This is a genomic window from Cellulomonas sp. PhB150, from assembly GCF_003755175.1.
Lineage (GTDB): Bacteria > Actinomycetota > Actinomycetes > Actinomycetales > Cellulomonadaceae > Cellulomonas.
Genome location: NZ_RKHX01000001.1, coordinates 971,474 through 992,519, shown reverse-complemented (window position 1 = coordinate 992,519; position 21,046 = coordinate 971,474). Strand labels below are relative to the sequence as shown.

The following is a 21,046-nucleotide window of genomic DNA, read 5'->3' as shown; positions in this document are numbered from 1 at the left end:
GTCAGCGTCCCCCGAGCGCGTCCTTGAGCTTGACCCGACCGCCGGCGCGCAGCACCGCGTTGGAGTACACCCGCCCCGCGAGCCACACCAGCACGGGTATCAGCGCGATCGAGAGCCCGAGCGACACCGCGACCTCCCAGCCCTCGACCGCGCCGAGGGCCTGCCGGATCGGCATGATGAACGGCGCCGCGAACGGGATGAAGGACATCACGACGACGATCGTGCTCTCCGGGTCGTAGGGAGCGATGCTGATGCCGACGATGTACGGGACGATCATCAGCGCGATGACGGGTCCCGTCACCGAGCCGATGTCCTCCTGGCGCGAGACCAACGCGGCGAGGGCGGCGAGCACGAGCGCGAACATCGCGAAGCCGACGACGAACCACACGAGCGCCCACACCGCGATCGCGCCCACGTCCAGGGACGACGAGTCGAGCACGCCGAACCCGAGGGACGAGGCGACGGCCGCGCCGACGATCAGCACGAGCTGCACCAGCCCGACGACGCCGATCCCGAGCACCTTGCCCGCCATGAGCTGCCACGGGCGCAGCGTCGCGAGCAGCAGCTCGACCACGCGGCTCGTCTTCTCCTCGACCACGCCCTGCGCGACGAGCTGGCCGGCGTTCATCAGGGCGATGAACAGCAGGATCCCGACGATCACCCCGGCGGCGATCTGGCCGCCGTCGCGCTCGGGCTCGGGCTCGAGCGCGGTGACCGTCGGCGCGGCGGTCGCGACCGCCTTCCCGACCTCGGCCGGGTCGCCGCCCAGGTCGGTCACCGCGCTGCTCAGTGCGAGCTGCTGCGCGAGCGACCCGAACACGGACCCGAGCTGGTCGCTCAGGTCCTGCTTCACCACGATCTCGAGCGTCGGCGAGGTCGCGACGACGAGGGCGTCGGCGTCCCCCGACGACAGGAGCTTCTCGCCGGCGGCACGGTCGGGGACCTCGCGCGTGACGACCTCGACCCCGACGCCGGTCGCGGTCGCCTCGACCTGGTCCGCCACCGCTGCGGCGTCGGCCGTGACGGCGACCTGCTGCGGGTCGCTCGACGAGCCCGTGAGCTTGAACAGCAGCCCACCGAGCACGACGATCACGACGAACGCGAGCGTGAGCCAGATGAACGCCTTCGACGCCAGGCGCGTGCGGATCTCCCGGCCCGCGACGAGCCGGATCGCGGCGCCGGAACCCAGCGAGCGGTCGGCGCTCATGCGGCCCCCTCCTCGGTCTCGTCCTGGTCGGCGGGAGCCTCGGCTGCCACCACGTCGCGGTACAGCTCGGTCAGCGACGGCCGCACGAGCGAGAACTCCCGCACCGGTCCGGCGGCGAGCGCCGCGCGCAGGACGGCCTGGTCCACGTCGTCCGGGCCGGTCCCCGCGGCCTCGACCACGGTCGTCGTGCCGGACGACTCGACGACGCGGACCTGGGGCACGCCGGTCGCCCACGAGGAGTCGGGCGGACCGTCGACCGCCCAGCGTCGGTGCTCGGTCGTGCGCAGCTCGTCGATCCCGCCGAGCGCCACCATCGACCCGGCCCGCACGATCCCGACCCGGTCGCTCAGCCGCTCCACGAGCTCGAGCTGGTGGGAGGAGAACACGACCGGCCGGCCGGCGGCCGCCTGCTCGCGCAGCACCCCGCTCATCACGTCGACCGCCACCGGGTCGAGCCCGGAGAAGGGCTCGTCGAGCACGAGGATGTCGGGCTCGTGCACCAGGGCGGCCGCGAGCTGGACGCGTTGCTGGTTGCCGAGCGAGAGCTTGAGCACCTCGTCGCCGCGGCGCTCCTCGATGCCGAGCGTCTCGGTCCACCGCTCCATCGACGCGCGCGCTGCCGCGGTGTCCATGCCGTGCAGCCGCGCGAGGTAGACGAGCTGCTCGCCGACCTTCATGCGGGGGTACAGGCCCCGTTCCTCGGGCATGTACCCGATCCGGCGGCGCGTGTCCGGGCCCAGCGGCGCGGAGTCCCAGCGCACCTCGCCGCTGTCCTGGGCGAGCACGCCCAGCACGATGCGCATGGTGGTGGACTTCCCGGCACCGTTGGAGCCGACGAAGCCGAAGATCTCCCCGGCGCGCACGTCGAACGTCATGTCGCGCAGCGCGCGGACGGATCCGTAGGTCTTGTTGAGAGCGTCGATCTCGAGCGAGGCCATCGCCCGATTCAATCAAATCCTCCCGACATCGGCAGGGATCACGGCTCCCGCTCGTGTCCGAGCCTGGCCAGCGCCAGCACGGTGTTCCAGTTGCGTGCGGTGCCGGCCCGCCCGCACGCCTTGCTCAGCACCGGCAGGGTCAGCTTCGAGCGGCCGATGCCGTCGGGGTAGGACGCGTACGCCTCGTGCCCCTTCCACACCACCCGCTCGTTCCCGTACGGCGACGGGTCGAAGGTGGTGCCGCCCACGTCTCCGTCCCACGCGTAGACGACCAGGTGGGACGGGTCGTCGCGCGCCTCGTCGGGGAACGGCAGCGCGTCGATCACGGCGTCCCACTGCGCGAGCGTCCGCGCGGCGACGGGCACGTCGAACCCGACGTCGGCGGACAGCGCTGCGGACAGGTCGCGCTCGACGGCGGCCGGCCGCTCGGACGTCACGAGCACGAGGTTCCCGCTGTTCACGTAGCTGGCCACCTGCTCGTACCCGAGCCCCTCGGCGACCGACCGCATCCCCGCGGCGGTGACCTTGCGGCCCCCGACGTTGACGGCCCGCAGCAGCGCGATCACGACTCCCATGCGCGCCAGCGTGCCACGGACCTCTCACAACGGCCGGGGGCCCGGTGTGCGGGAAGCGTTCCGACCAGGAAACCGATGCGCGCCTGGAGGCGAAACACGCGGTTCCTACCGTCGGAGCACGGACCTGCACCCCCAGAGCAGACCCGACGCCTCGAGCAGCAGCACGGACGGAGCCCCATGAGCCAGCACCTCGTCGTCGTCGGCGGTGGCATGGTCGCGCAGCGCCTCGTCGAGGCCCTGCGCGACCGGGACCGGGCCGGCGCGTGGCGCGTCACCGTCCTCGCCGAGGAGCCTCGTCGGCCCTACGACCGCGTCGCGCTGACCAGCTACTTCTCGGGCCGCGACGCCGACGACCTCGCGCTGGGTGACGCCGACCTGTGGCACGACCCGCTCGTCACGCTCGCCCGCGACGAGCGGGTCGTGGCCGTCGACCGCGAGGCCCGGACCGTCACGACGGCCCGCGGACGCGTCGAGCACTACGACCACCTGGTCCTCGCGACCGGCTCGTCGGCCTGGGTGCCGCCCATCGAGGGCGCCGACCTGCCGGGCGTGTTCGTCTACCGCACCATCGACGACGTCGCAGCCCTGCGCGGGTACGTCGAGGCGATGGGCGAGGGCAGGACGGTGCGCGGTGCGGTGCTCGGAGGCGGCCTGCTGGGGCTCGAGGCCGCGGGCGCCCTCCAGGCGCTCGGCGCGCAGACCACGGTCCTGCAGGTGGGCACGCACCTCATGTCCGCGCAGGTCGACCTGGGCGGCGGCGAGGCGCTGCGCCGCCTCATCAACGCGCTGGGCGTCGGTGTGCGGCTGAACGCGGCCACGACGCGGATCCGTCCGCACCGCCGCGGCGGCGTGGGCAGGCTCGACCTCGCGGACGGAGGTCGGGTCGACGCGGACGTCGTCGTCATCGCCGCCGGCGTCCGGCCCCGCGACGAGCTGGCCCGCGACGCCGGGCTCGAGATCGGCGCGCGCGGCGGGGTCGTCGTCGACGACACCTGCCTCACGTCCGATCCCCACATCTCCGGGGTCGGCGAGGTCGCCTGCATCCAGGGTGCCTGCATCGGCCTCGTCGCCCCCGGGTACGCGATGGCCGAGGTCGCCGTCGACCGGCTGCTGGGCGGCCACGCGTCGTTCCCCGGGGCTGACACGGCCACGAAGCTCAAGCTCTCCGGCGTCGATGTCGCGAGCTTCGGCGACGCGTTCGGCCAGACGCCCGGCGCGCTCGAGATCGTCTGGGCCGACCCCGTGGCCGGCGTCTACAAGAAGCTCGTCATGTCCGACGACGCACGCACGCTGCTCGGCGGCGTCCTCGTCGGCGACGCGTCCGCGTACGCGAGCCTGCGGCCGATGCTCGGCCGCGAGCTGCCCGGCGATCCCGCGGCCTACCTCCTGCCCGAGGGCACCGGGGGAGCCCCGGACCTCGAGCTGCCCGACGACGCCGCGGTGTGCTCGTGCAACAACGTGTCCGCCGGGGCCGTGCGCGGCGCGGTCACCGAGCACGGCTGCACCGACCTGCCCGCGGTCAAGGCCTGCACCAAGGCCGGCACGAGCTGCGGGTCCTGCCTCCCGCTCGTCAAGAAGCTCGTCACCACCGAGCTCACCAAGCAGGGCATCGCGGTCTCGACCGCCCTGTGCGAGCACTTCGCGCTCTCGCGCGCCGGGCTGTACGACGCGATCCGGGTGGCGGGCGTGCGCTCGTTCACCGAGGTCGTCGCGCGGTTCGGCACCCGCCCCGACGCCCGCGGCTGCGACATCTGCAAGCCCGCGGTGGCCTCGATCCTCGCGACGACGGCCCCCGCGCACGTCCTCGACGGCGAGCGGGCCGCGCTGCAGGACACCAACGACCACGTGATGGCCAACCTGCAGAAGGACGGCTCGTACTCCGTGGTGCCGCGCATCGCAGGCGGCGAGGTGACGCCGGAGGGGCTCATCGCGATCGGCGCGGTGGCCAAGGACTTCGGGCTCTACACGAAGATCACCGGCGGCCAGCGGATCGACATGTTCGGCGCCCGCATCGACCAGCTCCCGCTGATCTGGCAGCGCCTGGTCGACGCGGGCTTCGAGTCCGGCCACGCGTACGGCAAGTCGCTGCGCACCGTGAAGTCCTGCGTCGGGTCGACGTGGTGCCGGTTCGGGGTGCAGGACTCGGTGGCGCTCGCGGTGCTGCTCGAGCTGCGCTACCGCGGCCTGCGCTCGCCGCACAAGATCAAGCTCGGCGTCTCCGGCTGCGCGCGAGAGTGCGCGGAGGCCCGCGGCAAGGACGTGGGCGTCATCGCGACCGACAAGGGCTGGAACGTCTACGTCGGCGGCAACGGCGGCTTCACGCCGCGGCACGCGCAGCTGCTCGCGGAGGACCTCGACACCGAGACGCTCATCCGCACCATCGACAGGTTCCTCCTGTACTACGTCCGCACCGCCGACCGCCTGCAGCGCACCGCGCCGTGGATCGAGGACGTCGAGGGCGGCCTCGACGGCGTCCGGGCCGTGGTGCTCGAGGACTCGCTCGGCATCGCCGCGGACCTCGACCGGCAGATGCTCGAGCACGTCGCGGACTACGAGGACGAGTGGAAGGCCACGCTCGACGACCCCGAGAAGCTCAAGCGGTTCGCGTCCTTCGTCAACGCCCCCGACGTCGCCGACCCGTCCCTCGCTTACGTCCCCGAGCGCGGCCAGGCCCGGCCCGCGACGGCCGACGAGCGGGACGCAGCCCTGCGCGGCGAGCCCGTGCTCGTCGCCGGAACCACCCTGGAGGTGCGGTCATGACGATCCTCGACGACCCGACGACGGCCGTGTGGACGGCCGTCTGCCGCCTCGACGACCTGGCGCGCGAGCGCGGAGCCGCAGCACTGCTGGGCGGTGAGCAGGTCGCGGTGTTCCGGCTGGCCGACGACACCGTGCTGGCGGTCCAGCAGCACGACCCGTTCAGCGACGCGTACGTGCTGGCCCGCGGCATCGTCGGCTCCCGCTCGGTGGACGGCGTGGAGGTGCCGACCGTCGCCTCGCCCATGCACAAGCAGGTCTTCGACCTGCGCACCGGCCGATGCCTCGAGCCGGTCGGCAAGACCCCCGCCCGCGGCCTGCCCGCGGACCTGCGCACCTGGCCCGCCCGGGTGACCGGCGGCGTCGTCGAGATCGAGGTGCCGGCATGACCACGATGCTCGGGGTGGACCTGGCCGGACGGCGCGTCGTCGTCGTCGGCGGGGGACCGGTGGCCGCGCGCCGCGCGCAGGGGCTGCTGGCCGACGCGGCCGCGGTCGTCGTCGTCGCGCCCGCGGTGTGCGAGCCGCTGCGTGACATGCACCGGTGGGGGCTCGTCGAGTGGGTCTCCCGCGAGGTGACGTCCGCCGACCTCGAGGGTGCCTGGCTCGTCCAGACGGCCACGGGCGACCGCGCGACCGACGCCGCGGTCGTCGGCTGGGCGCACGAGCGCCGGATCTTCTGCATCGACGCGGGCTACGCCGCGGCCGGCTCCGCTCGCACGCCCGCGACGACGCGCAGCGGAGACGTGCTCGTCGGCGTCGTGTCCGCGGGCGCTCCCGACCCGCGCCGCACGACCGTCGTCCGGGACGCCATCGCGGCGCACCTGCGCGAGGGGCACGTCGACCTGCGCTCCCACCGGTCCCGCACGGCGGCCGACGGCCACGTGGTGCTCGTCGGCGGCGGACCGGGCGACCTCGGCCTGCTCACGCTCGCGGGGCGTCGCGCGCTGGCCGCTGCCGACGTCGTCGTCGTCGACCGGCTCGGCCCGGTCGAGGTGCTCGACGAGCTCGCGCCCGACGTGGAGATCATCGACGTGGGCAAGACGCCCGGCAACCACCCGGTCCCGCAGCACGAGATCGGCCGCATCCTCGTCGAGCAGGCGCAGCGCGGCCGCTCCGTGGTGCGGCTCAAGGGCGGCGACCCGTTCGTCTACGGACGCGGCGGCGAGGAGGTCCTCGCGTGCCGCGAGGCGGGCGTGCGGGTCGAGGTGATCCCCGGCGTGAGCAGCGCGTTCGCCGCGCCCGCCGCCGCGGGGATCCCGCTGACCCACCGCGGCGTCGTCGGCGCCGTGCACGTGATGAACGGGCACGACGGCTGGTCGTCGGCCGGCCTCGTCGGCCTGCGCGATGCGAGCTGCACGGTCGTCGTGCTGATGGGCGTCGCCGTGCTCGGCGCGCTCGTCGAGGGTGCGCTCGAGTTCGGGGTCGACCCGGCCACGCCCGTGGCGGTCGTCGAGAGCGGCACGCTGGACACGCAGCGGGTCACCCGTGCCCGGCTCGACGCGGTGGTGGACGCCGCCTCCGCGGCGGGAGTTCGCGCCCCTGCGGTCATCGTCCTCGGGGACGTCGCCGCGCCCGGGCTGCTGGGGGAGCCCCAGGTCGCCCCTGGTGCTCACAAGCACGACACAATGGCCACGTGAACGAGCCCATCGACCAGACCCTGGCCGGCTGCGTCGTGCTCGTGACCGCTGACCGGCGGTCCGCGGAGCTGTCCGCCGCGCTCACCCGGCGCGGGGCGACGGTCCGGCACGCACCCGCGCTCGGGATGGTCCCGCACATCGACGACGCGACCCTGCTCGCCGGAACGCGGTCACTGCTCGCCGACCCGCCGGACACTGTCGTGGTCACCACCGGCATCGGCTTCCGCGGCTGGATCGAGGCCGCCGACGCGGCGGGCCTCGCCGAGCCGCTCGTCGACATGCTGCGCGGCACCCGGATCGTCGCGCGCGGGCCCAAGGCGCGCGGCGCGATCCAGGCGGCGGGGCTCACGGCCGACTGGGTCGCCGAGTCCGAGACCAGCGCCGAGATCGCCGAGGTGCTGCTCGACGAGGGCGTGGCCGGGCAGGACATCGCCGTGCAGCACCACGGCGCGGGGGCCGACGGGCTCGACGAGGCGTTCCAGGCGGCCGGCGCGCGCGTGCGCAGCCTCGTCGTGTACCGCTGGGGACCGCCACCCGACCCGGCCGTCGTCGCCGCATCCGTGCGTGCCGTGGCCGCCGGCGAGATCGACGCGGTCGCCTTCACCTCGGCCCCCGGGGCCGCGGCGTGGCTCGCGGCCGCCGACGACGAGGGCGTCACCGAGGCGATCGTGCGCCGGTGCAAGGCCGGCGGCGTCATCATGGCGGCGGTCGGCCCGGTGACGGCGAAGCCGCTCGTCGACCGGGGCATCGAGCCCCTCGTGCCGGACCGTGGTCGTCTCGGCGCGCTCGTGCGGCTGATCATCGGGCACTACGGCGAGCTGCAGGCGCTCGACACCATCGCCGGTCCGCTGCAGGTCCACCGCGGTGCCGCCGTCCTCGACGGGCACGTGCTCGCGCTGAGCCCGAGCGGACTCGAGGTCCTGCGCGTGCTCGCGGCCGCGCGCGGGTCGGTCGTGCTGCGCGACCGGGTGCTCGACGTCCTGCCCGGCGACTCGCGCGACCCGCACGCCGCCGAGGTGGCGATCGCGCGGCTGCGCGAGGCGACCGGCAGCCGCGCGCTGATCCGCACCGTGGTCAAGCGCGGCTACCGGCTCGAGCTGGCGGGGCAGTCGTGACCGTCCTCGTCGGCTGCTCGCACGGCACCGACAACACCGACGGCCGCGCGGCCATCCGCACGATCCTCGCCGACGTGCGCCGCATGCGGCCCGAGCTGGACGCGCGCGAGGCGTTCGTCGACGTGCAGATCCCCGAGGTCGCCGCGGTCGTCGCCGACGCGGTCGCCGGGGGCGGGTCCGCCGTCGTCGTCCCGCTGCTGCTGTCCGTGGGGTTCCACGTGCGCGTCGACATCGCCGAGGCGGTCGACCGCGAGGGGGCGTCCGCCGCGCCGCCGCTCGGGCCGGACCCGCGGCTCGTGGCGATGCTCGTCGACCGGCTCGAGGCCGTCGGGCTCCAGCCCGACGACGTCGTCGTGCTCGCCGCCGCCGGCTCCACCGACCCCGCCGCGGCGATCGCGGTCGAGGCGGTCGCCGCGGGACTCGCCGACGCGATCGAGAACCCGGTGACGATCGGCTACGGCGCCGGTGCCTCGCCCACCGTGCCCGCCGCGGTGGCCGACGCACGCGCGTCGCTGGACGCCGGGGGGCGGGTCGTCATCGCCTCCTACCTGCTCGCGCCGGGCTACTTCCACGACCGGGTGATGGAGGCGGGCGCCGACGTCGTCACCGACCCCCTCGCGCCCGACATGAGACTCGCCGCGATCGTCCTCGACCGGTTCGACGCCGCCCTCTGACCGGCCACATCCCGGACACGCCCTGGCGTAGAGCGCTCTCCCACGCGTAGGAATGACGGGTGCACACCGCCGTGAACCGCCTCCCGCTGCTCGCGCTCGCGCTCGTCGCGGGCCTTGCCGGCTGCACGTCGGCGCCGTCGTCGGACGCCGACCCGTCAAACGCCGACCCGTCGGTCGCCGCGCCGTCCGGCAGCCCGTCCGCCGCCCCGATGCGCGGCGTCAAGGCGCCGGACTGCCTCCCGGCGGGGACCCAGGCCGTCGCGGTGACGTCCGGGGACGTCGCCACGGCGGTCGCCGTGGCCGGTGGCGGGGAGCGCGGTGTCGTGCTCGCGCCGCAGAACGGCGGGGACTGGTGCCAGTGGGCGCACGAGGCCGAGCACCTCGTCGACGAGGGCTACCGGGTGGCGACGTTCACGTGGCCGGACACCGGCCGGGAGGCGGGCGAGGCTGCGATGCGCTCGGCGGTCGACGCGCTGCACCAGGCCGGGGCGCCGACCGTCGCGCTCGTCGGCGCGTCCAAGGGCGGGACGTACGCCGCCGCGATGGCCGAGGAGCTCGGTGCGGTCGGGGTCGTCGCGCTGAGCCCGCCGTCGGTGTTCGAGGGCCTCGACGCTCGCTCGATCAACGTGGGCTACACCGGGCCGCTCCTGGTCATCGCGGCCAGGGACGACCGCGGCGTGGCGAGCTCCGACTCCCGCCGGGTCTCCCGCCCGGACGACGGTCCCTCGTTCCTCGAGATCCCGCTCGCGGCGCACGGCGTCGCGATGCTCGCCGACACGGACCACGCCGAGCACGTGACCTTCGCGATCGACGACGAGCTCACCCGCTCCTTCGCCGGCTGACCGCGCCGCGCGCACGCGCTTCGCCCACTTGTGTTCAGCGTTGCTCGCGCCCAGCGGCACCAACGCTGAACACGAGCGAGCGGACGACGAAGGGGGCGCGGCCCGTAGGCCGCGCCCCCTTCGGTCAGCCCGGTCAGACCCAGCGGCGCCGGACGACCGTCGCGATGCCCGCGCCGCCCACGAACAGGACGATCGCCAGGATCAGGCGGCCCAGCGAGCTGGCGCCCTCACCATCGGCGCCGGCGATCTCGATCGAGTACGCCGTGGCACCCACGGCGCCCTGCGGCGCGCCCTCCGCCATGCCCTCGGCCGAGGCGCGCTCGGCGCCCGCGGCCAGGACCGCGTACTCGGCGCCGTAGGACTGGGCCGTCTCCTCGCCGGTCGAGACCAGCTTCGAGGTGCCCTCGTCGGACAGCTGCTGCGAGCCGTCGACCAGGGCGGGGGCCCCGTCCGCGGCCTTGCCGGCGCCGTCGGCGAGCTTCTTCGACCCGTCGGCGGCCGAGGCGATGCCGTCGGCGAGCTGCTGCGAACCACTGGCCGCGTCGGAGATCCCGCCGGCGAGCTTGGTCGACCCGGCCGCGGCCGTGTCGAGACCGCCGGAGAGTGCGTCGGCGCCGGTCGACAGCTTCTCGACGCCGACCGCGATCGTGTGCGATCCGGTCGCTGCCTCGAGCATGCCCGCGTAGAGCTGACCGGAGCCGTCGGCCAGCTGGTTCGCGCCGTCCGAGAGCTGGGCTGCCCCGTCAGCCGCGGCGTCGGCGCCCGTCGAGAGCTTCGCCGAGCCGTCAGCGGCCTTGGTGATGCCGGTCGAGAGGTCGGCGGAGCCCGCCTTGAGCGCTGAGGCGCCCGCTGCGAGCTTGCCCAGGCCGGTGGCGAGGTCGGCCCCGCCGGCACCCAGCTGGCCGGCCCCGGCCTGCAGGCCGTGCACACCGCCGCGGAGCGTCGTCTTGCTGGGGTCCTTCTGCGGCACGTCCGTCGCGCCGCCGATGGCCTGCTGCACGCCCTGGACGACCGTCGCCAACAGCTTCTTCGTGCCCTCGTCGACGGCGACGGAGCCCCCGGCCAGCTGCGCGAGACCGCCGCTGACCTTGTCGAACGACGGCCCGAGCGCGGTGAGCTTGCCACCGACGGCGCTCACCGTGCCCCCGGCGACCCCGACCGACTGCGCGATGCCGCCCAGGGCCTTGATCGAGGCGTCGACAGCGTCCGCGTCCGCGTCCTGCTGGGCCGCCCTCAGGCTCTGGGAGACCGCCGTCAGCTTCGCGATCTGCGCCGCGATGTCACCCGCGCTCGCGCTCGCGCCAGCGCCGACACCGGAGAGCAGGCGGCCTGCCCCGCCGGTGCCGGCGCCGTCCTTCGTGTCGGATGTCCCCGAGACGCCCGCCTGCAGTGCCGCGACCCCCTGGCGAAGGTCGCCGTCGGCGGCGAGGCCGGCGCGGATCGATGCCAGTCCGGCGGTGAGCTTCACGACGTCGTCGTTGCTCGACAGGCCCCCGACGGTCGAGCTGAGCAGCGCGAGACCGTCGTCGACGCTCTGGAGCCCGGCGGACACCTGGGCCACGCCGCCGACGAGCGTCGGTGCGCCGGCCAGGGCCGCAGCGAGACCGTCGTCGAGTGCGGACGCGCCGGCGGCGAGCTTGGCCGCACCGGGCTTCGCGTCCTTGTTCAGCCCGGTCGCGAGCTCCTTGGCCCCGGGGGCGAGCTCGCTGTTCAGGCCGTCTGCGAGGTCGCCCAGGCCGGGCGCGAGCTGCTCGTTGAGCCCCCCCGCGATGGCGCCGGCTCCGGGTGCGAGCTGGTCGCCCAGGGCGTCCGCGAGGTCGCCCGTCCCGGGGGCGGCGGTGGCCAGGCCGTCGGCGATCTGGTGGGCCCCGGGAGCGAGCTTGTCGTTGAGCCCCGCGGCGAGGTCGGCGGACCCGGGCTTCGCCTGGTCGTTGAGGCCCGCGGCGAGCTCGGCTGACCCGGGCTTGGCGTCGTCGTTCAGCCCGTCGGACAGCTGGCCCGCGCCGTCGCTGAGCTGCAGCAGACCGCCGAGCAGCTGCGCGGCGCCGTCGTGCAGCTTGAGCAGGTTGCTGTCGATCTCGGCCGACCCGGCGGTCAGGGCCACGCCGCTGGCGGCCCCCGCCTTGTAGCTGGCCGAGCCGCCCTTGAACGACGGGTAGTCGAGCGGCGAGACGGGCATCGACGTCAGCGATGCCGAGGGCACCACGCCGTCGCTGATCCGCGCCGAGTAGCCGAACTCCGCGGTGGGGGAGCCGATGGGCGGGAAGAGCGTCATCTGGAACGTCATCTGCGTGCCGCCGCGGCCGTCGCCGGCCATGCCGGCCTCGTCGGACTGCACCGCGGTGAACGACGAGGGCAGCACGGTGACGAGCTGGCCGATCATCGGGATGACGGTGGTCTCGGTCGAGGTCTTCATCACGCCGTGGCCGTCGTCGTACGTCACCGACTGCTGCTCGGCCGTCTCGTTCGTCACCGTGAAGTGGACCTCGAGCAGGCCGGACCTGCCGACGACCGCGCCCGGCTTCACGGGCTTGCCGTCCAGCGTGTAGGTGATCTTCACCGACAGCGGCAGCTTCTTGTCGTAGTCGCTGACCGAGCGCAGCCGCCGCTCGCCGTCGACGCTGACCTGCGCGACGACGTTGCCGTCGACGACGCGGTACCCGCCGAAGCCGTCGAGGTTGCGCAGGCCGTGCGTGGAGACGGGGTTGGTGATCGTCGTCGTGCCGTGACCGCTGAGCGCGAGCTGCTCGTAGATGCGGGCGTCCTGCAACGAGCCGCTGGCGTCGAGGTGCGCCTGGACGGTCTCGGTGTTGGTCACCGAGACGTCGCCGCTGTCGGCGGCGAGGGCGGGCGCGGCGGAGGTCCCGACGAGCAGGGGGACCGCGGCCAGGGCGGCGGCGGTGGTGAGGGTGGTGCGTCGCACGTCAGGCCTCCGGGCGGGGCTGCAGGGGAAGGTACGGGGCGATGCCGGGCCGACGGTTCTCGGCGGTCGACCCCACCTGGGGGGTGCCGTTCGCGGGGGTCTCGACGGCCATCGCGTGGGCGTTCTCGAGCTCGGGAGCGACCTCGGTCGCCGGCGCGGTCTCGGCGTGCCGGGCGGCGGAGCGCTCGTTCTCGCGCTCGCGCTCGACCTGCGGGCCGAGCAGCGACGTGGCGACGAAACCGGCGCCGGCGGCGACGAGGATCGAGGTGGCCGTCGCGGCGGACGAGGAGATGAACGCCGTCGGGTCGGCGGCGTACGTGGTCTCGTAGGCGCCCGCCATCGCGGCGGCGCCGAGAAGCGTCGCCCACAGGGGCAGGCGGCCGCGGGTGGCGGCACCGACGGCGAGGCAGACCAGGAGCACGACCAGGACCGCGATCGCGCGTCCCGCCGTGGCGTCGGGCAGCACCGCGGCCCGCAGGCCGTAGCCGACCCAGGCCGCGACGAAGCCGACGATGAAGGCCCCCGCGCGCTGCGCGGGGGAGCGGTCCGGCACGAGGCCGAGTGCTCCGCCGAGCGCGCCACCGAGCAGCGCGATGCCCTCGGTGTCGAGCCCGAGCGCGTCGGAGAGGACGACGAGCAACGTCGTCAGGACGGCGAGAACGAGTCCCGCCAAGATGTACCGCCTCATGACCACCTCGATGTGGTGAACCTCTGGAACGACCGGATGACTGGTCCGCCCGGGGCAGGGGTTCGCGCGCGCTTCGTCGCCGTTGACGACCGCGCGCGAGCCCTGCCCGGGACGAGACCGCGGTCTGTCTACCAGCAGGCGAAACACCTGGGCCACGAGGTACTAGGTAAATCGACCCCGGTACTAGGTAAGAGTTACGCGGCTGTGACCTGCGCCACGTCGGGCCATCCGGCTCAGAGGTAGCGCAGCGGGTCGAACTCGTCGAGCGGGATGATCCGCAGGCGCGGCAGCTGGACGTTGAACGCCTTGACGTCGTACTCGAGGTCGAACGTCTGCAGGCCGCGGGCGGTGAGCGAGGCGAGCGACCCGCTGGTGAACTCGCGGAACGCCAGCAGGCCGACCCGCCGGTCCTCGTCGTCGACCAGCACCTCGACCTCGGGCGCGAAGTCGCCGTCGTGGCTGGCCAGCAGCACGTCGCCCTCGCGCAGCGCGATGGCCGCGAGGGTGCGCTTGATGCCGATGTCGACGACCTTCTCGTACGACTCGCCGGACAGCGGGATGACCTGGTACTCCATCGCGGTCAGCGCCTGGATGAACTGCATCGGCAGCGAGCCGTTGGACGCGTTGAGGAAGAACAGCGCCTTGACCGGCTGCGCCCACTCCTGCTTCGCGAAGCTGAGGATCCGGTCCCAGCGCGGGCGCTGGTCCGGGGCCGGCCGACCGCCGAGGATGCTGGACCCGAGGGTGGCGTCGATGTTCTCGCCGTCGACGATCACGTAGGTGGTGCGGACCGCGTCCTCGGTGCTCATGCCGCCAATGTAGTGGGACGAGCGGGGAACATCACCGGGTGTCGCGCGGTTGGTCCATGCGTACGCATGGAACGGAGGACGGCATGGCCGACGAGGGCCGCAAGCAGCCGGGCACGCGCGAGGCCGCGCAGGCCTGGGAGTCGCTGTTCCGCGCGCAGGTGGCGCTCATGCGCCGGTTCCAGCGCGACGACGTGTGGGGGCCGCTGACCATCCGCGAGTACGACGTGCTCTTCACGCTCTCCGGCTGCCCGGGCGGCTCGGCCCGGCTGCGCGAGCTCGCGGAGCACAGCCTGCTCACGCAGCCGAGCCTCTCGCGGCTCGTCGAGCGCCTCGAGGTCGACGGCTGGGTCACGCGGGGTCCGGTCGAGGGCGACGGTCGCGGCGTCGCGGTGACGCTCACCCCCGCGGGTGCCGCCCTGCAGCGCGAGGTCGGACGAGCGCACGCCCGCTCGATCCGGCACTTCGTCGGCGGAGCGCTGGACGCCGACGAGCTCGCGACGCTGAAGGCCTTGACCGACAAGCTGCGCGCGGCCCAGGCCGGCATCCCCGACTCCTGACGGGACCTCCGGCCCACGCGGGCGGCGCCCCTGCGACGGACGATGGAGGCCGAGGCCAGGAGGTGTGCGGTGGGAGCTTGGGTGCTGGTGGCCGTGGCGTCGCGCCACGGGGCGACGCAGGAGATCGGCGAGGCCGTCGCGCAGGTGCTGCGCGCACGCGGCAACGCGGTCGACGTGCGCGACGTCGAGGACGTCACCGACGTCGCGGGCTACGACGCGGTCGTCGTCGGCTCGGCGGTCTACACCGCGCACTGGCTGCCCGCCGCGCGGGAGCTGGTGGCGCGCGAGCGCGACGCCCTCGCGGCGCGGCCGGTCTGGCTCTTCTCGTCGGGCCTGGCGACCCAGCCCGCGGCCGCGGCCAACTCGCCCCACGAGATCGCGGCGCTGGGCGCGACGATCGGCGCGCGCGGGCACCGCAGCTTTCGCGGCCGGCTGGACCGGTCCGTCCTGAGCTTCACCGAGCGCGCGATCATCGCCGGCGCACGGGGACGCGACGGCGACCACCGCGACTTCCCCGCGATCGAGCGCTGGGCGGCCGAGATCGCGGACGTGCTCGCCGACGAGCGCGCGTCGGTCTGAGGTCAGCCGCGCAGCGCGCGCAGCTCGGCGGCCACGGCCGTGAGCGGCGGTCGGTCGTCGGCGTCCGCCGCGGTCATCGCCGTCAGCAGCCGCACCCAGTCGCGTCCCAGGTCCTGCGGGACCGGCACCGGACCGAGCAGCCGCGCGAGCGAGCTCGCGAGCGGCGCGCCCGGGTAGGTGCGCGAGCCGGTGCGGCACTCGAGCAGCACCAGGCCGAGCGAGTACACGTCGGACGCCGGTCCGACGGCCTGCCCGAGCGCCTGCTCGGGCGAGTGGTAGGACGCGGTGCCCGACGAGACCGCCGGGCCGCGGTTCGCCGGCCCTGACCGGGTCCGGGTGGTCGCGATCCCGAAGTCGGCGAGCACGACGGTGAGCACGGGCTGGTCCATCACCACGGGAGCGCCGTCGGGCTCGGCGACCAGCACGTTGGACGGCTTGACGTCCCGGTGCACGACGCCCGCAGCGTGCGCGTGGGCCAGCGCGAGCGCCAGCTGGTGGCCGACCTCGGCCGTGACGCCGGCCGGCAGCGCGCCCTGGGCGATCGTGTCGCGCAGCGTGGTGCCCTCGATGAGCTCCATGGCGAGGTAGGCGACCGGGCCGAGTGCGGGGACCTGGTCCGCGCCGACGTCGAACAGGGCGACGAGGCCCGGGTGGCGCAGGCCGGCGAGCACCCGCGCCTCCTGCGCGTACCGGCGCACGTCCTGCGGGGACGCGTCGTCCAGTGCGAACACCTTGAGTGCGACCGGTCGGCCGAGGCGGAGGTCGATCGCGCGGAACACCTCGCCCGAGCCGCCCGCGCCGAGCCGGGACGTGATGCGGTAGCGCCGCCCGAGCGTCGTGGTGGCGGGCCCGGGTCGCCCCGAGAGCTCGGTGTCCGTGGCATGTCCCGTCGTTCGCGGAGGGATCCCCCTCGCTGTCGTCTCTTCCCTCCTGAACGTAGGGGAGCCGTGCGCGACGCGCACGGTGAGGCGGGCGCGCGGCCGGGTGGAATCGTGCGAGCCGTGCGGACGCGCCCGCGAACCGCTTGCAACGATCTGCAAGCAACTTGCAGTCATGACCCGTAGAGTGAGCGCCATGTCACGGCGTCTCGCAGAGGTTGCACGCAAGGTCGGAGTCTCCGAGGCGACGGTCAGCCGCGTGCTGAACGGCAAGCCGGGCGTCTCCGAGCAGACTCGCGAGGCCGTCCTCACGGCGCTCGACGTGCTCGGCTACGAGCGCCCGACCAAGCTCCGCGGCGAGCGCGCCCGCCTCGTCGGGCTGGTGCTCCCCGAGCTGCAGAACCCGATCTTCCCCGCGTTCGCCGAGGTCGTCGGAGGGGCGCTGGCGCAGCAGGGCTTCACCCCGGTGCTGTGCACGCAGACCGCCGGGGGAGTGTCCGAGGCCGACTACGTCGAGCTGCTGCTCGGCCAGCAGGTCTCGGGGATCGTGTTCGCCGGTGGGAACTACGCCCAGCGCGACGCCGTGCACGGCCACTACGAGCGCCTGACCGGCCGCAACCTGCCCGTCGTGCTCATCAACGCCTCGATCGAGGACCTGCCGTTCCCGCGTGTCTCGTGCGACGACGAGGTGGCCATCGAGCAGGCGCTCGGGCACCTCGCCTCGCTGGGCCACACGAGCGTCGGCCTCGTCCTCGGCCCGAACGACCACGTGCCGTCCGAGCGCAAGCTGCACGCGGCGAAGATCGTCTCCGAGCGCCTCGGCATCGAGCTGGGCGAGCGCCACGTCGTGAGGTCGGCGTACTCGCTCGAGAGCGGGCAGGCCGCAGCGACGCGCCTGATCAAGGAGGGTGTCACGGGCATCGTCTGCGCGAGCGACCCCCTGGCGCTCGGTGCGATCCGCGCCGCCCGGCGGGCGGGCCTGCGCGTCCCGGAGGACATCTCGATCGTCGGGTACGACGACTCGGCCTTCATGAACTGCACCGAGCCGCCGCTGACCACCGTCCGTCAGCCCATCGAGCCGATGGGCCGCGCGGCGATCGACCTGCTGGTCAACCAGATCAACGGCGGGTCCGTGCCGCAGGAGGAGCTCCTGTTCGAGCCCGAGCTCGTGGTGCGCGGCTCGACCGGCCCCGCCCCCGTCCGGGTGGCCGTGCCCGCCTCCTGACCTCGTCGGGCGCACGACGCCTGCCGACGACGACCTCCGCCCGGTCGCACGCGCTGCCCGTCAGCCTGCGGTCGGGCCTCGTCGTCTGCGGGCCGGGCCGGCCGGGTGATCGCGTGTCCGGGAGGCTCGAGCGTGCCGCCTGTGTCCCACGTCACGCCAGCGCCCGACAGGTTCTCATCGCGTTCGACCTGACGTTCGGTCACGCTTCGATAACTGTCCTGTCATGTTCTTGCGTACTTCTCGTTCGGTCCTTTAGTGTCATCCACGACAGAGACGTCCTCGGGTGTCGAGCGCCGGCCACGGTGCACGACGAGTGGGCGGCGGACCTGCCGCAGACATCGACCCACCGGCCACGACGACGTCGTCGGCCCACGAGAGACGAGCTCCCCGTGGCGCACGCCCAGCCCGAGACCGACCCCACGTGGTGGCGCGGCGCCGTGATCTACCAGGTCTACCCCCGCAGCTTCGCCGACGGCAACGGCGACGGCACGGGCGACCTGGCGGGTCTGCGAGCACGCCTGCCGTACCTGCGTGACCTCGGTGTCGACGCGATCTGGGTGACCCCCTGGTACGTGTCGCCGCTGGCCGACGGCGGCTACGACGTGGCCGACTACCGCGCGATCGACCCGGCGTTCGGCACGCTGGAGGAGGCCGAGGCGCTCGTCGACGAGGCGCTCGCACTCGGCATCCGCACGATCATCGACATCGTCCCCAACCACGTCTCCGACCAGCACGCGTGGTTCCAGGCGGCACTCGCCGCCGGACCGGGTTCTCCCGAGCGCGAGCGGTTCTGGTTCCACCCCGGCAAGGGCGAGCACGGCGAGGTCATCCCGACGGGCTGGGTGTCCGACTTCCAGGGCAACACCTGGACGCGCACGACGAACCCCGACGGCACGCCGGGGGAGTGGTACCTGCACCTGTTCGCCCCCCAGCAGCCCGACCTCAACTGGGACCACCCCGAGGTGCGCGCCGAGTTCGAGGACGTCCTGCGCTTCTGGTTCGACCGCGGCGTGGCCGGGATCCGGATCGACTCCGCGGCCCTGCTCATCAAGGACGCGACGCTGCCCGAGTACGCCGAGCACGTCAGCCCCGGCGGGCACCCGCACGTGGACCGCGACGAGATCCACGACGTCTACCGGGCCTGGCGCTCGGTCGCCGACTCCTACGAGGGCACGCGCGTGCTCGTCGGCGAGGTGTGGCTCCAGGACCGCTCGCGCTTCGCGCAGTACCTGCGCCCCGACGAGATGCACACCGCCTTCAACTTCGACTTCATGGCCCGCCCCTGGGACGCCAAGCAGCTGCGCGAGTCGATCGACATGACGATCGCGGCGCACGGACCCGTCGGGGCACCGGCCACCTGGGTGCTGTCCAACCATGACGTGACCCGGCCCGTGACGCGGTACGGCCGCGAGGACAGCTCCTTCGCCTTCACCGCCAAGCGCTTCGGCACACCGACCGACCTCGACGCCGGCCGTCGCCGCGCCCGCGCCGCCGCGCTGCTGACCGCCGCGCTGCCCGGCTCGCTCTACCTGTACCAGGGCGACGAGCTCGGGCTGCCCGAGGTGGAGGACCTGCCGCGCGAGCTGCTGCAGGACCCGATGCACTTCCGCTCCGAGGGCGTCGACCCGGGTCGCGACGGGTGCCGCGTGCCCCTGCCGTGGGCCGGCACCCAGGCGCCGTACGGCTTCAGCCCCGAGGGCGCCGACCCGACCTGGCTCCCGCAGCCGGCGGACTGGGCGGACCTGACCGTGCAGGCGCAGTCGTCCGACGCGACGTCGATGCTGCACCTGTACCGCGACGTGCTGGCCCACCGGCACGCCGAGCCGTCGCTGGGCGACGGACCCATGACGTGGCTCGACAGCGACGACGACGTCCTCGCGTTCTCCCGGGGGGACGTCGCGTGCGTCGTCAACCTGGGCCACGAGCCGGCGGACCTGCCGGCGCACACCGATCTCCTGCTCGCGAGCGCGCCGCTCGTGGCAGGCAAGCTGCCGCGCGACACCGCCGTGTGGCTCCGCACGACCCCCTAGGCGGCCGGCCGGTCCGGAGCGTCCCGCAGTAGCCCCGGCACGGACGGCAGCACCACCTCGCAGGACCCGCACCAGCCCGCACCACCGCACAGAAGTTCCCCATCACGGCCCTGGCACCGGTCAGGACGTACCTCACGAAGGAGTGACGATGAGGTTCAATCGCACCACCGCGCTCGTCATGGCCGGGACGATGTCCCTCGGCCTGCTGGCGGCGTGCAGCAACGACGACGACCCGACGACGTCGGACAGCGGCAGCCCGGCCACGTCCGCCGACCCGAACGCGCCCGTGGAGATCACGGTCGCCGGCCTGCTCCCCACCGCCGACGACGCCGCCAAGCAGCAGCTCGCGGACCGCATCACCTCGTTCCAGGAGAAGTACCCGAACATCACGGTGAAGTCCGAGGACTACGAGTGGAAGAACTCGACGTTCACCACCCAGCTCGCCGGCGGCACGCTGCCGAACGTGTTCGAGATCCCGCTGACCGACGGCAAGACGCTGATCGAGAACGGCCAGCTGGCCGACATCGACCAGTACGTGAAGGCCCTGCCCTACGGCAGCGACTTCAACCCGGCGCTGCTCGCCAACGGCCAGGGCTCGGACGGCAAGATCTACGCCGTGCCCGCCAAGTCGATCTACGCGGTCGCGCTGCACTACAACCGCAAGCTGTTCACCCAGGCGGGGCTCGACCCCGACAAGCCGCCGACGACGTGGGACCAGGTCCGCGAGGACGCCAAGGCGATCCACGACAAGACCGGCGTCGCGGGCTACGCGACGATGGCGCTCGACGCGTCGGGTGGCTGGCAGCTCGCTGCAGGCGCCAACTCGCGCGGGGGCCTCATCGAGACCTCGGCGGGCGACGGCAAGTACACCGCCACGCTCACCGACCCCGCGGTCAAGGCCCACCTCGAGTGGCTCAAGGCCCTGCGGTGGGAGGACAACTCGCTGCTCGCCCGCGCCGACCTCGGCTGGGGTGAGATCAACGCCGCGTTCGGCGGTGGCGAGCTCGCCATGTACACGTCGGGCTCCGACGTCTACAACGCGCTGGTCGAGGGCAACGGCGTCGACGCCGACTGGGGCTACGGCCTGACGGCGATCCCCACCGACAACGGTGGCGGCGCGCTGACGGGTGGCACCCTGGCCGCCGTCACGAAGGACTCGACGGACGCCCAGAAGGACGCCGCGGTCAAGTGGATCGACTGGTGGTACCTGTCCAAGCTGCAGGACCAGACGCAGGCCGTCGCCGACGCGAAGACCCGCGCCGAGGCCGACCCGGCCCAGGCCGTCGGCACGCCCGTTCTCCCCATCTTCAGCGAGGAGAACTACAAGGAGTCGCAGGAGTGGATCAAGGACTACATCAACGTCCCCCTCGACGACATGAAGGGCTACACGGACGTCATGTTCACGCAGAAGCTGGTTCCTGAGGCCTCGGCCTCGGTCCAGGACCTGTACAACGCGCTGGTCCCCGTGGTGCAGGCCGTGATCACGGACAAGAACGCCGACGTCGACAAGCTGCTCGACGAGGCGAACAAGACCGGCCAGGCGGCGATCGACGCCGCCGGCTGATCCGGACGGACGGTGCCGGGCAGGGGCGCGAAGCCCCTGCCCGGCA

At 73.7% G+C, this 21,046-nt stretch carries 18 protein-coding genes; 11 read left to right on the top strand and 7 right to left on the bottom strand.

All coding sequences use genetic code 11. The features are described from left to right. Position 1: 1 nt before the first annotated feature. From EDF34_RS04655 to EDF34_RS04645, 3 genes are read right to left on the bottom strand one after another with little or no spacing between them, the layout of a single operon-like run. On the bottom strand, positions 2-1,207 hold the full coding sequence (locus EDF34_RS04655) for an ABC transporter permease (protein ID WP_123370141.1): 1,206 nt from the start codon (positions 1,205-1,207) through the stop codon (positions 2-4). Next, complete coding sequence (locus tag EDF34_RS04650; RefSeq protein WP_123370140.1) at positions 1,204-2,145, bottom strand: ABC transporter ATP-binding protein; 942 nt, start codon at positions 2,143-2,145, stop codon at positions 1,204-1,206. Before EDF34_RS04650 ends, EDF34_RS04655 begins: the two co-directional genes overlap by 4 nt. A 38-nt stretch (positions 2,146-2,183) precedes the next feature. Next, positions 2,184-2,720 (bottom strand): DUF1697 domain-containing protein, encoded by a 537-nt coding sequence (locus EDF34_RS04645; RefSeq protein ID WP_123370139.1) that lies wholly within the window; start codon positions 2,718-2,720, stop codon positions 2,184-2,186. Between the two features lie 177 nt (positions 2,721-2,897). Here EDF34_RS04645 and nirB point away from each other — a divergent pair, with 177 nt between their 5' ends. Genes nirB through EDF34_RS04615 form a run of 6 tightly spaced genes read left to right on the top strand, consistent with a single transcriptional unit; the run spans position 2,898 to position 9,747 of the window. Continuing rightward, a complete protein-coding gene (gene nirB / locus EDF34_RS04640) occupies positions 2,898-5,480 on the top strand; it encodes a nitrite reductase large subunit NirB (protein WP_123370138.1) in 2,583 nt (860 codons plus the stop codon). Continuing rightward, positions 5,477-5,866: a nitrite reductase small subunit NirD gene (nirD, locus tag EDF34_RS04635; protein WP_123370137.1), complete on the top strand. Its 390-nt coding sequence runs from the start codon at positions 5,477-5,479 to the stop codon at positions 5,864-5,866. The genes nirB and nirD overlap by 4 nt, the downstream gene beginning before the upstream one ends. Further along, positions 5,863-7,116 carry a uroporphyrinogen-III C-methyltransferase gene (cobA, locus tag EDF34_RS04630; RefSeq protein ID WP_123370136.1) on the top strand — a complete coding sequence of 418 codons (1,254 nt, stop codon included), beginning with the start codon at positions 5,863-5,865 and terminating at the stop codon, positions 7,114-7,116. The genes nirD and cobA overlap by 4 nt, the downstream gene beginning before the upstream one ends. Further along, the gene (locus EDF34_RS04625) at positions 7,113-8,231 is read left to right on the top strand and encodes a uroporphyrinogen-III synthase (RefSeq protein ID WP_123370135.1); all 1,119 of its coding nucleotides are present in this window, start codon (positions 7,113-7,115) and stop codon (positions 8,229-8,231) included. Before cobA ends, EDF34_RS04625 begins: the two co-directional genes overlap by 4 nt. Beyond that, a complete protein-coding gene (locus EDF34_RS04620) occupies positions 8,228-8,905 on the top strand; it encodes a sirohydrochlorin chelatase (protein WP_123370134.1) in 678 nt (225 codons plus the stop codon). Before EDF34_RS04625 ends, EDF34_RS04620 begins: the two co-directional genes overlap by 4 nt. A 59-nt stretch (positions 8,906-8,964) precedes the next feature. Further along, positions 8,965-9,747 carry a hypothetical protein gene (locus EDF34_RS04615; protein ID WP_123370133.1) on the top strand — a complete coding sequence of 261 codons (783 nt, stop codon included), beginning with the start codon at positions 8,965-8,967 and terminating at the stop codon, positions 9,745-9,747. 133 nt (positions 9,748-9,880) lie between these two features. Here EDF34_RS04615 and EDF34_RS04610 read toward each other — a convergent pair whose 3' ends face one another. The 3 genes from EDF34_RS04610 to EDF34_RS04600 all read right to left on the bottom strand — a co-directional run bounded on the left by EDF34_RS04610 (position 9,881) and on the right by EDF34_RS04600 (position 14,167). Continuing rightward, the gene (locus EDF34_RS04610; RefSeq protein ID WP_123370132.1) at positions 9,881-12,670 is read right to left on the bottom strand and encodes a hypothetical protein; all 2,790 of its coding nucleotides are present in this window, start codon (positions 12,668-12,670) and stop codon (positions 9,881-9,883) included. Position 12,671: 1 nt separating this feature from the next. Further along, positions 12,672-13,358, bottom strand: coding sequence for a hypothetical protein (locus tag EDF34_RS04605; RefSeq protein WP_123370131.1), 687 nt, complete (start codon positions 13,356-13,358; stop codon positions 12,672-12,674). 233 nt (positions 13,359-13,591) lie between these two features. After that, positions 13,592-14,167: an NYN domain-containing protein gene (locus EDF34_RS04600; RefSeq protein WP_123370130.1), complete on the bottom strand. Its 576-nt coding sequence runs from the start codon at positions 14,165-14,167 to the stop codon at positions 13,592-13,594. An 83-nt stretch (positions 14,168-14,250) separates the two neighbouring features. On the opposite strand from EDF34_RS04600, the gene EDF34_RS04595 reads away from it, so the two are divergent. Continuing rightward, positions 14,251-14,724 (top strand): MarR family winged helix-turn-helix transcriptional regulator, encoded by a 474-nt coding sequence (locus tag EDF34_RS04595; protein ID WP_123370129.1) that lies wholly within the window; start codon positions 14,251-14,253, stop codon positions 14,722-14,724. Between the two features lie 69 nt (positions 14,725-14,793). Continuing rightward, a complete protein-coding gene (locus tag EDF34_RS04590; RefSeq protein ID WP_233575176.1) occupies positions 14,794-15,303 on the top strand; it encodes a flavodoxin domain-containing protein in 510 nt (169 codons plus the stop codon). A gap of 2 nt (positions 15,304-15,305) precedes the next feature. On the opposite strand, the gene EDF34_RS04585 is transcribed toward EDF34_RS04590, so the two are convergent. Then, a complete protein-coding gene (locus EDF34_RS04585) occupies positions 15,306-16,118 on the bottom strand; it encodes a serine/threonine-protein kinase (RefSeq protein WP_233575250.1) in 813 nt (270 codons plus the stop codon). Between the two features lie 259 nt (positions 16,119-16,377). On the opposite strand from EDF34_RS04585, the gene EDF34_RS04580 reads away from it, so the two are divergent. The 3 genes from EDF34_RS04580 (at position 16,378) to EDF34_RS04570 (ending at position 21,000) form a co-directional block, all read left to right on the top strand. After that, complete coding sequence (locus tag EDF34_RS04580) at positions 16,378-17,406, top strand: LacI family DNA-binding transcriptional regulator (RefSeq protein ID WP_370450025.1); 1,029 nt, start codon at positions 16,378-16,380, stop codon at positions 17,404-17,406. Positions 17,407-17,795: 389 nt separating this feature from the next. Next, positions 17,796-19,436, top strand: a complete 1,641-nt coding sequence (locus EDF34_RS04575) for a glycoside hydrolase family 13 protein (protein ID WP_199737630.1) — start codon at positions 17,796-17,798, stop codon at positions 19,434-19,436. 148 nt (positions 19,437-19,584) lie between these two features. After that, positions 19,585-21,000, top strand: a complete 1,416-nt coding sequence (locus tag EDF34_RS04570; RefSeq protein ID WP_123370124.1) for an ABC transporter substrate-binding protein — start codon at positions 19,585-19,587, stop codon at positions 20,998-21,000. Positions 21,001-21,046 lie beyond the last annotated feature (46 nt).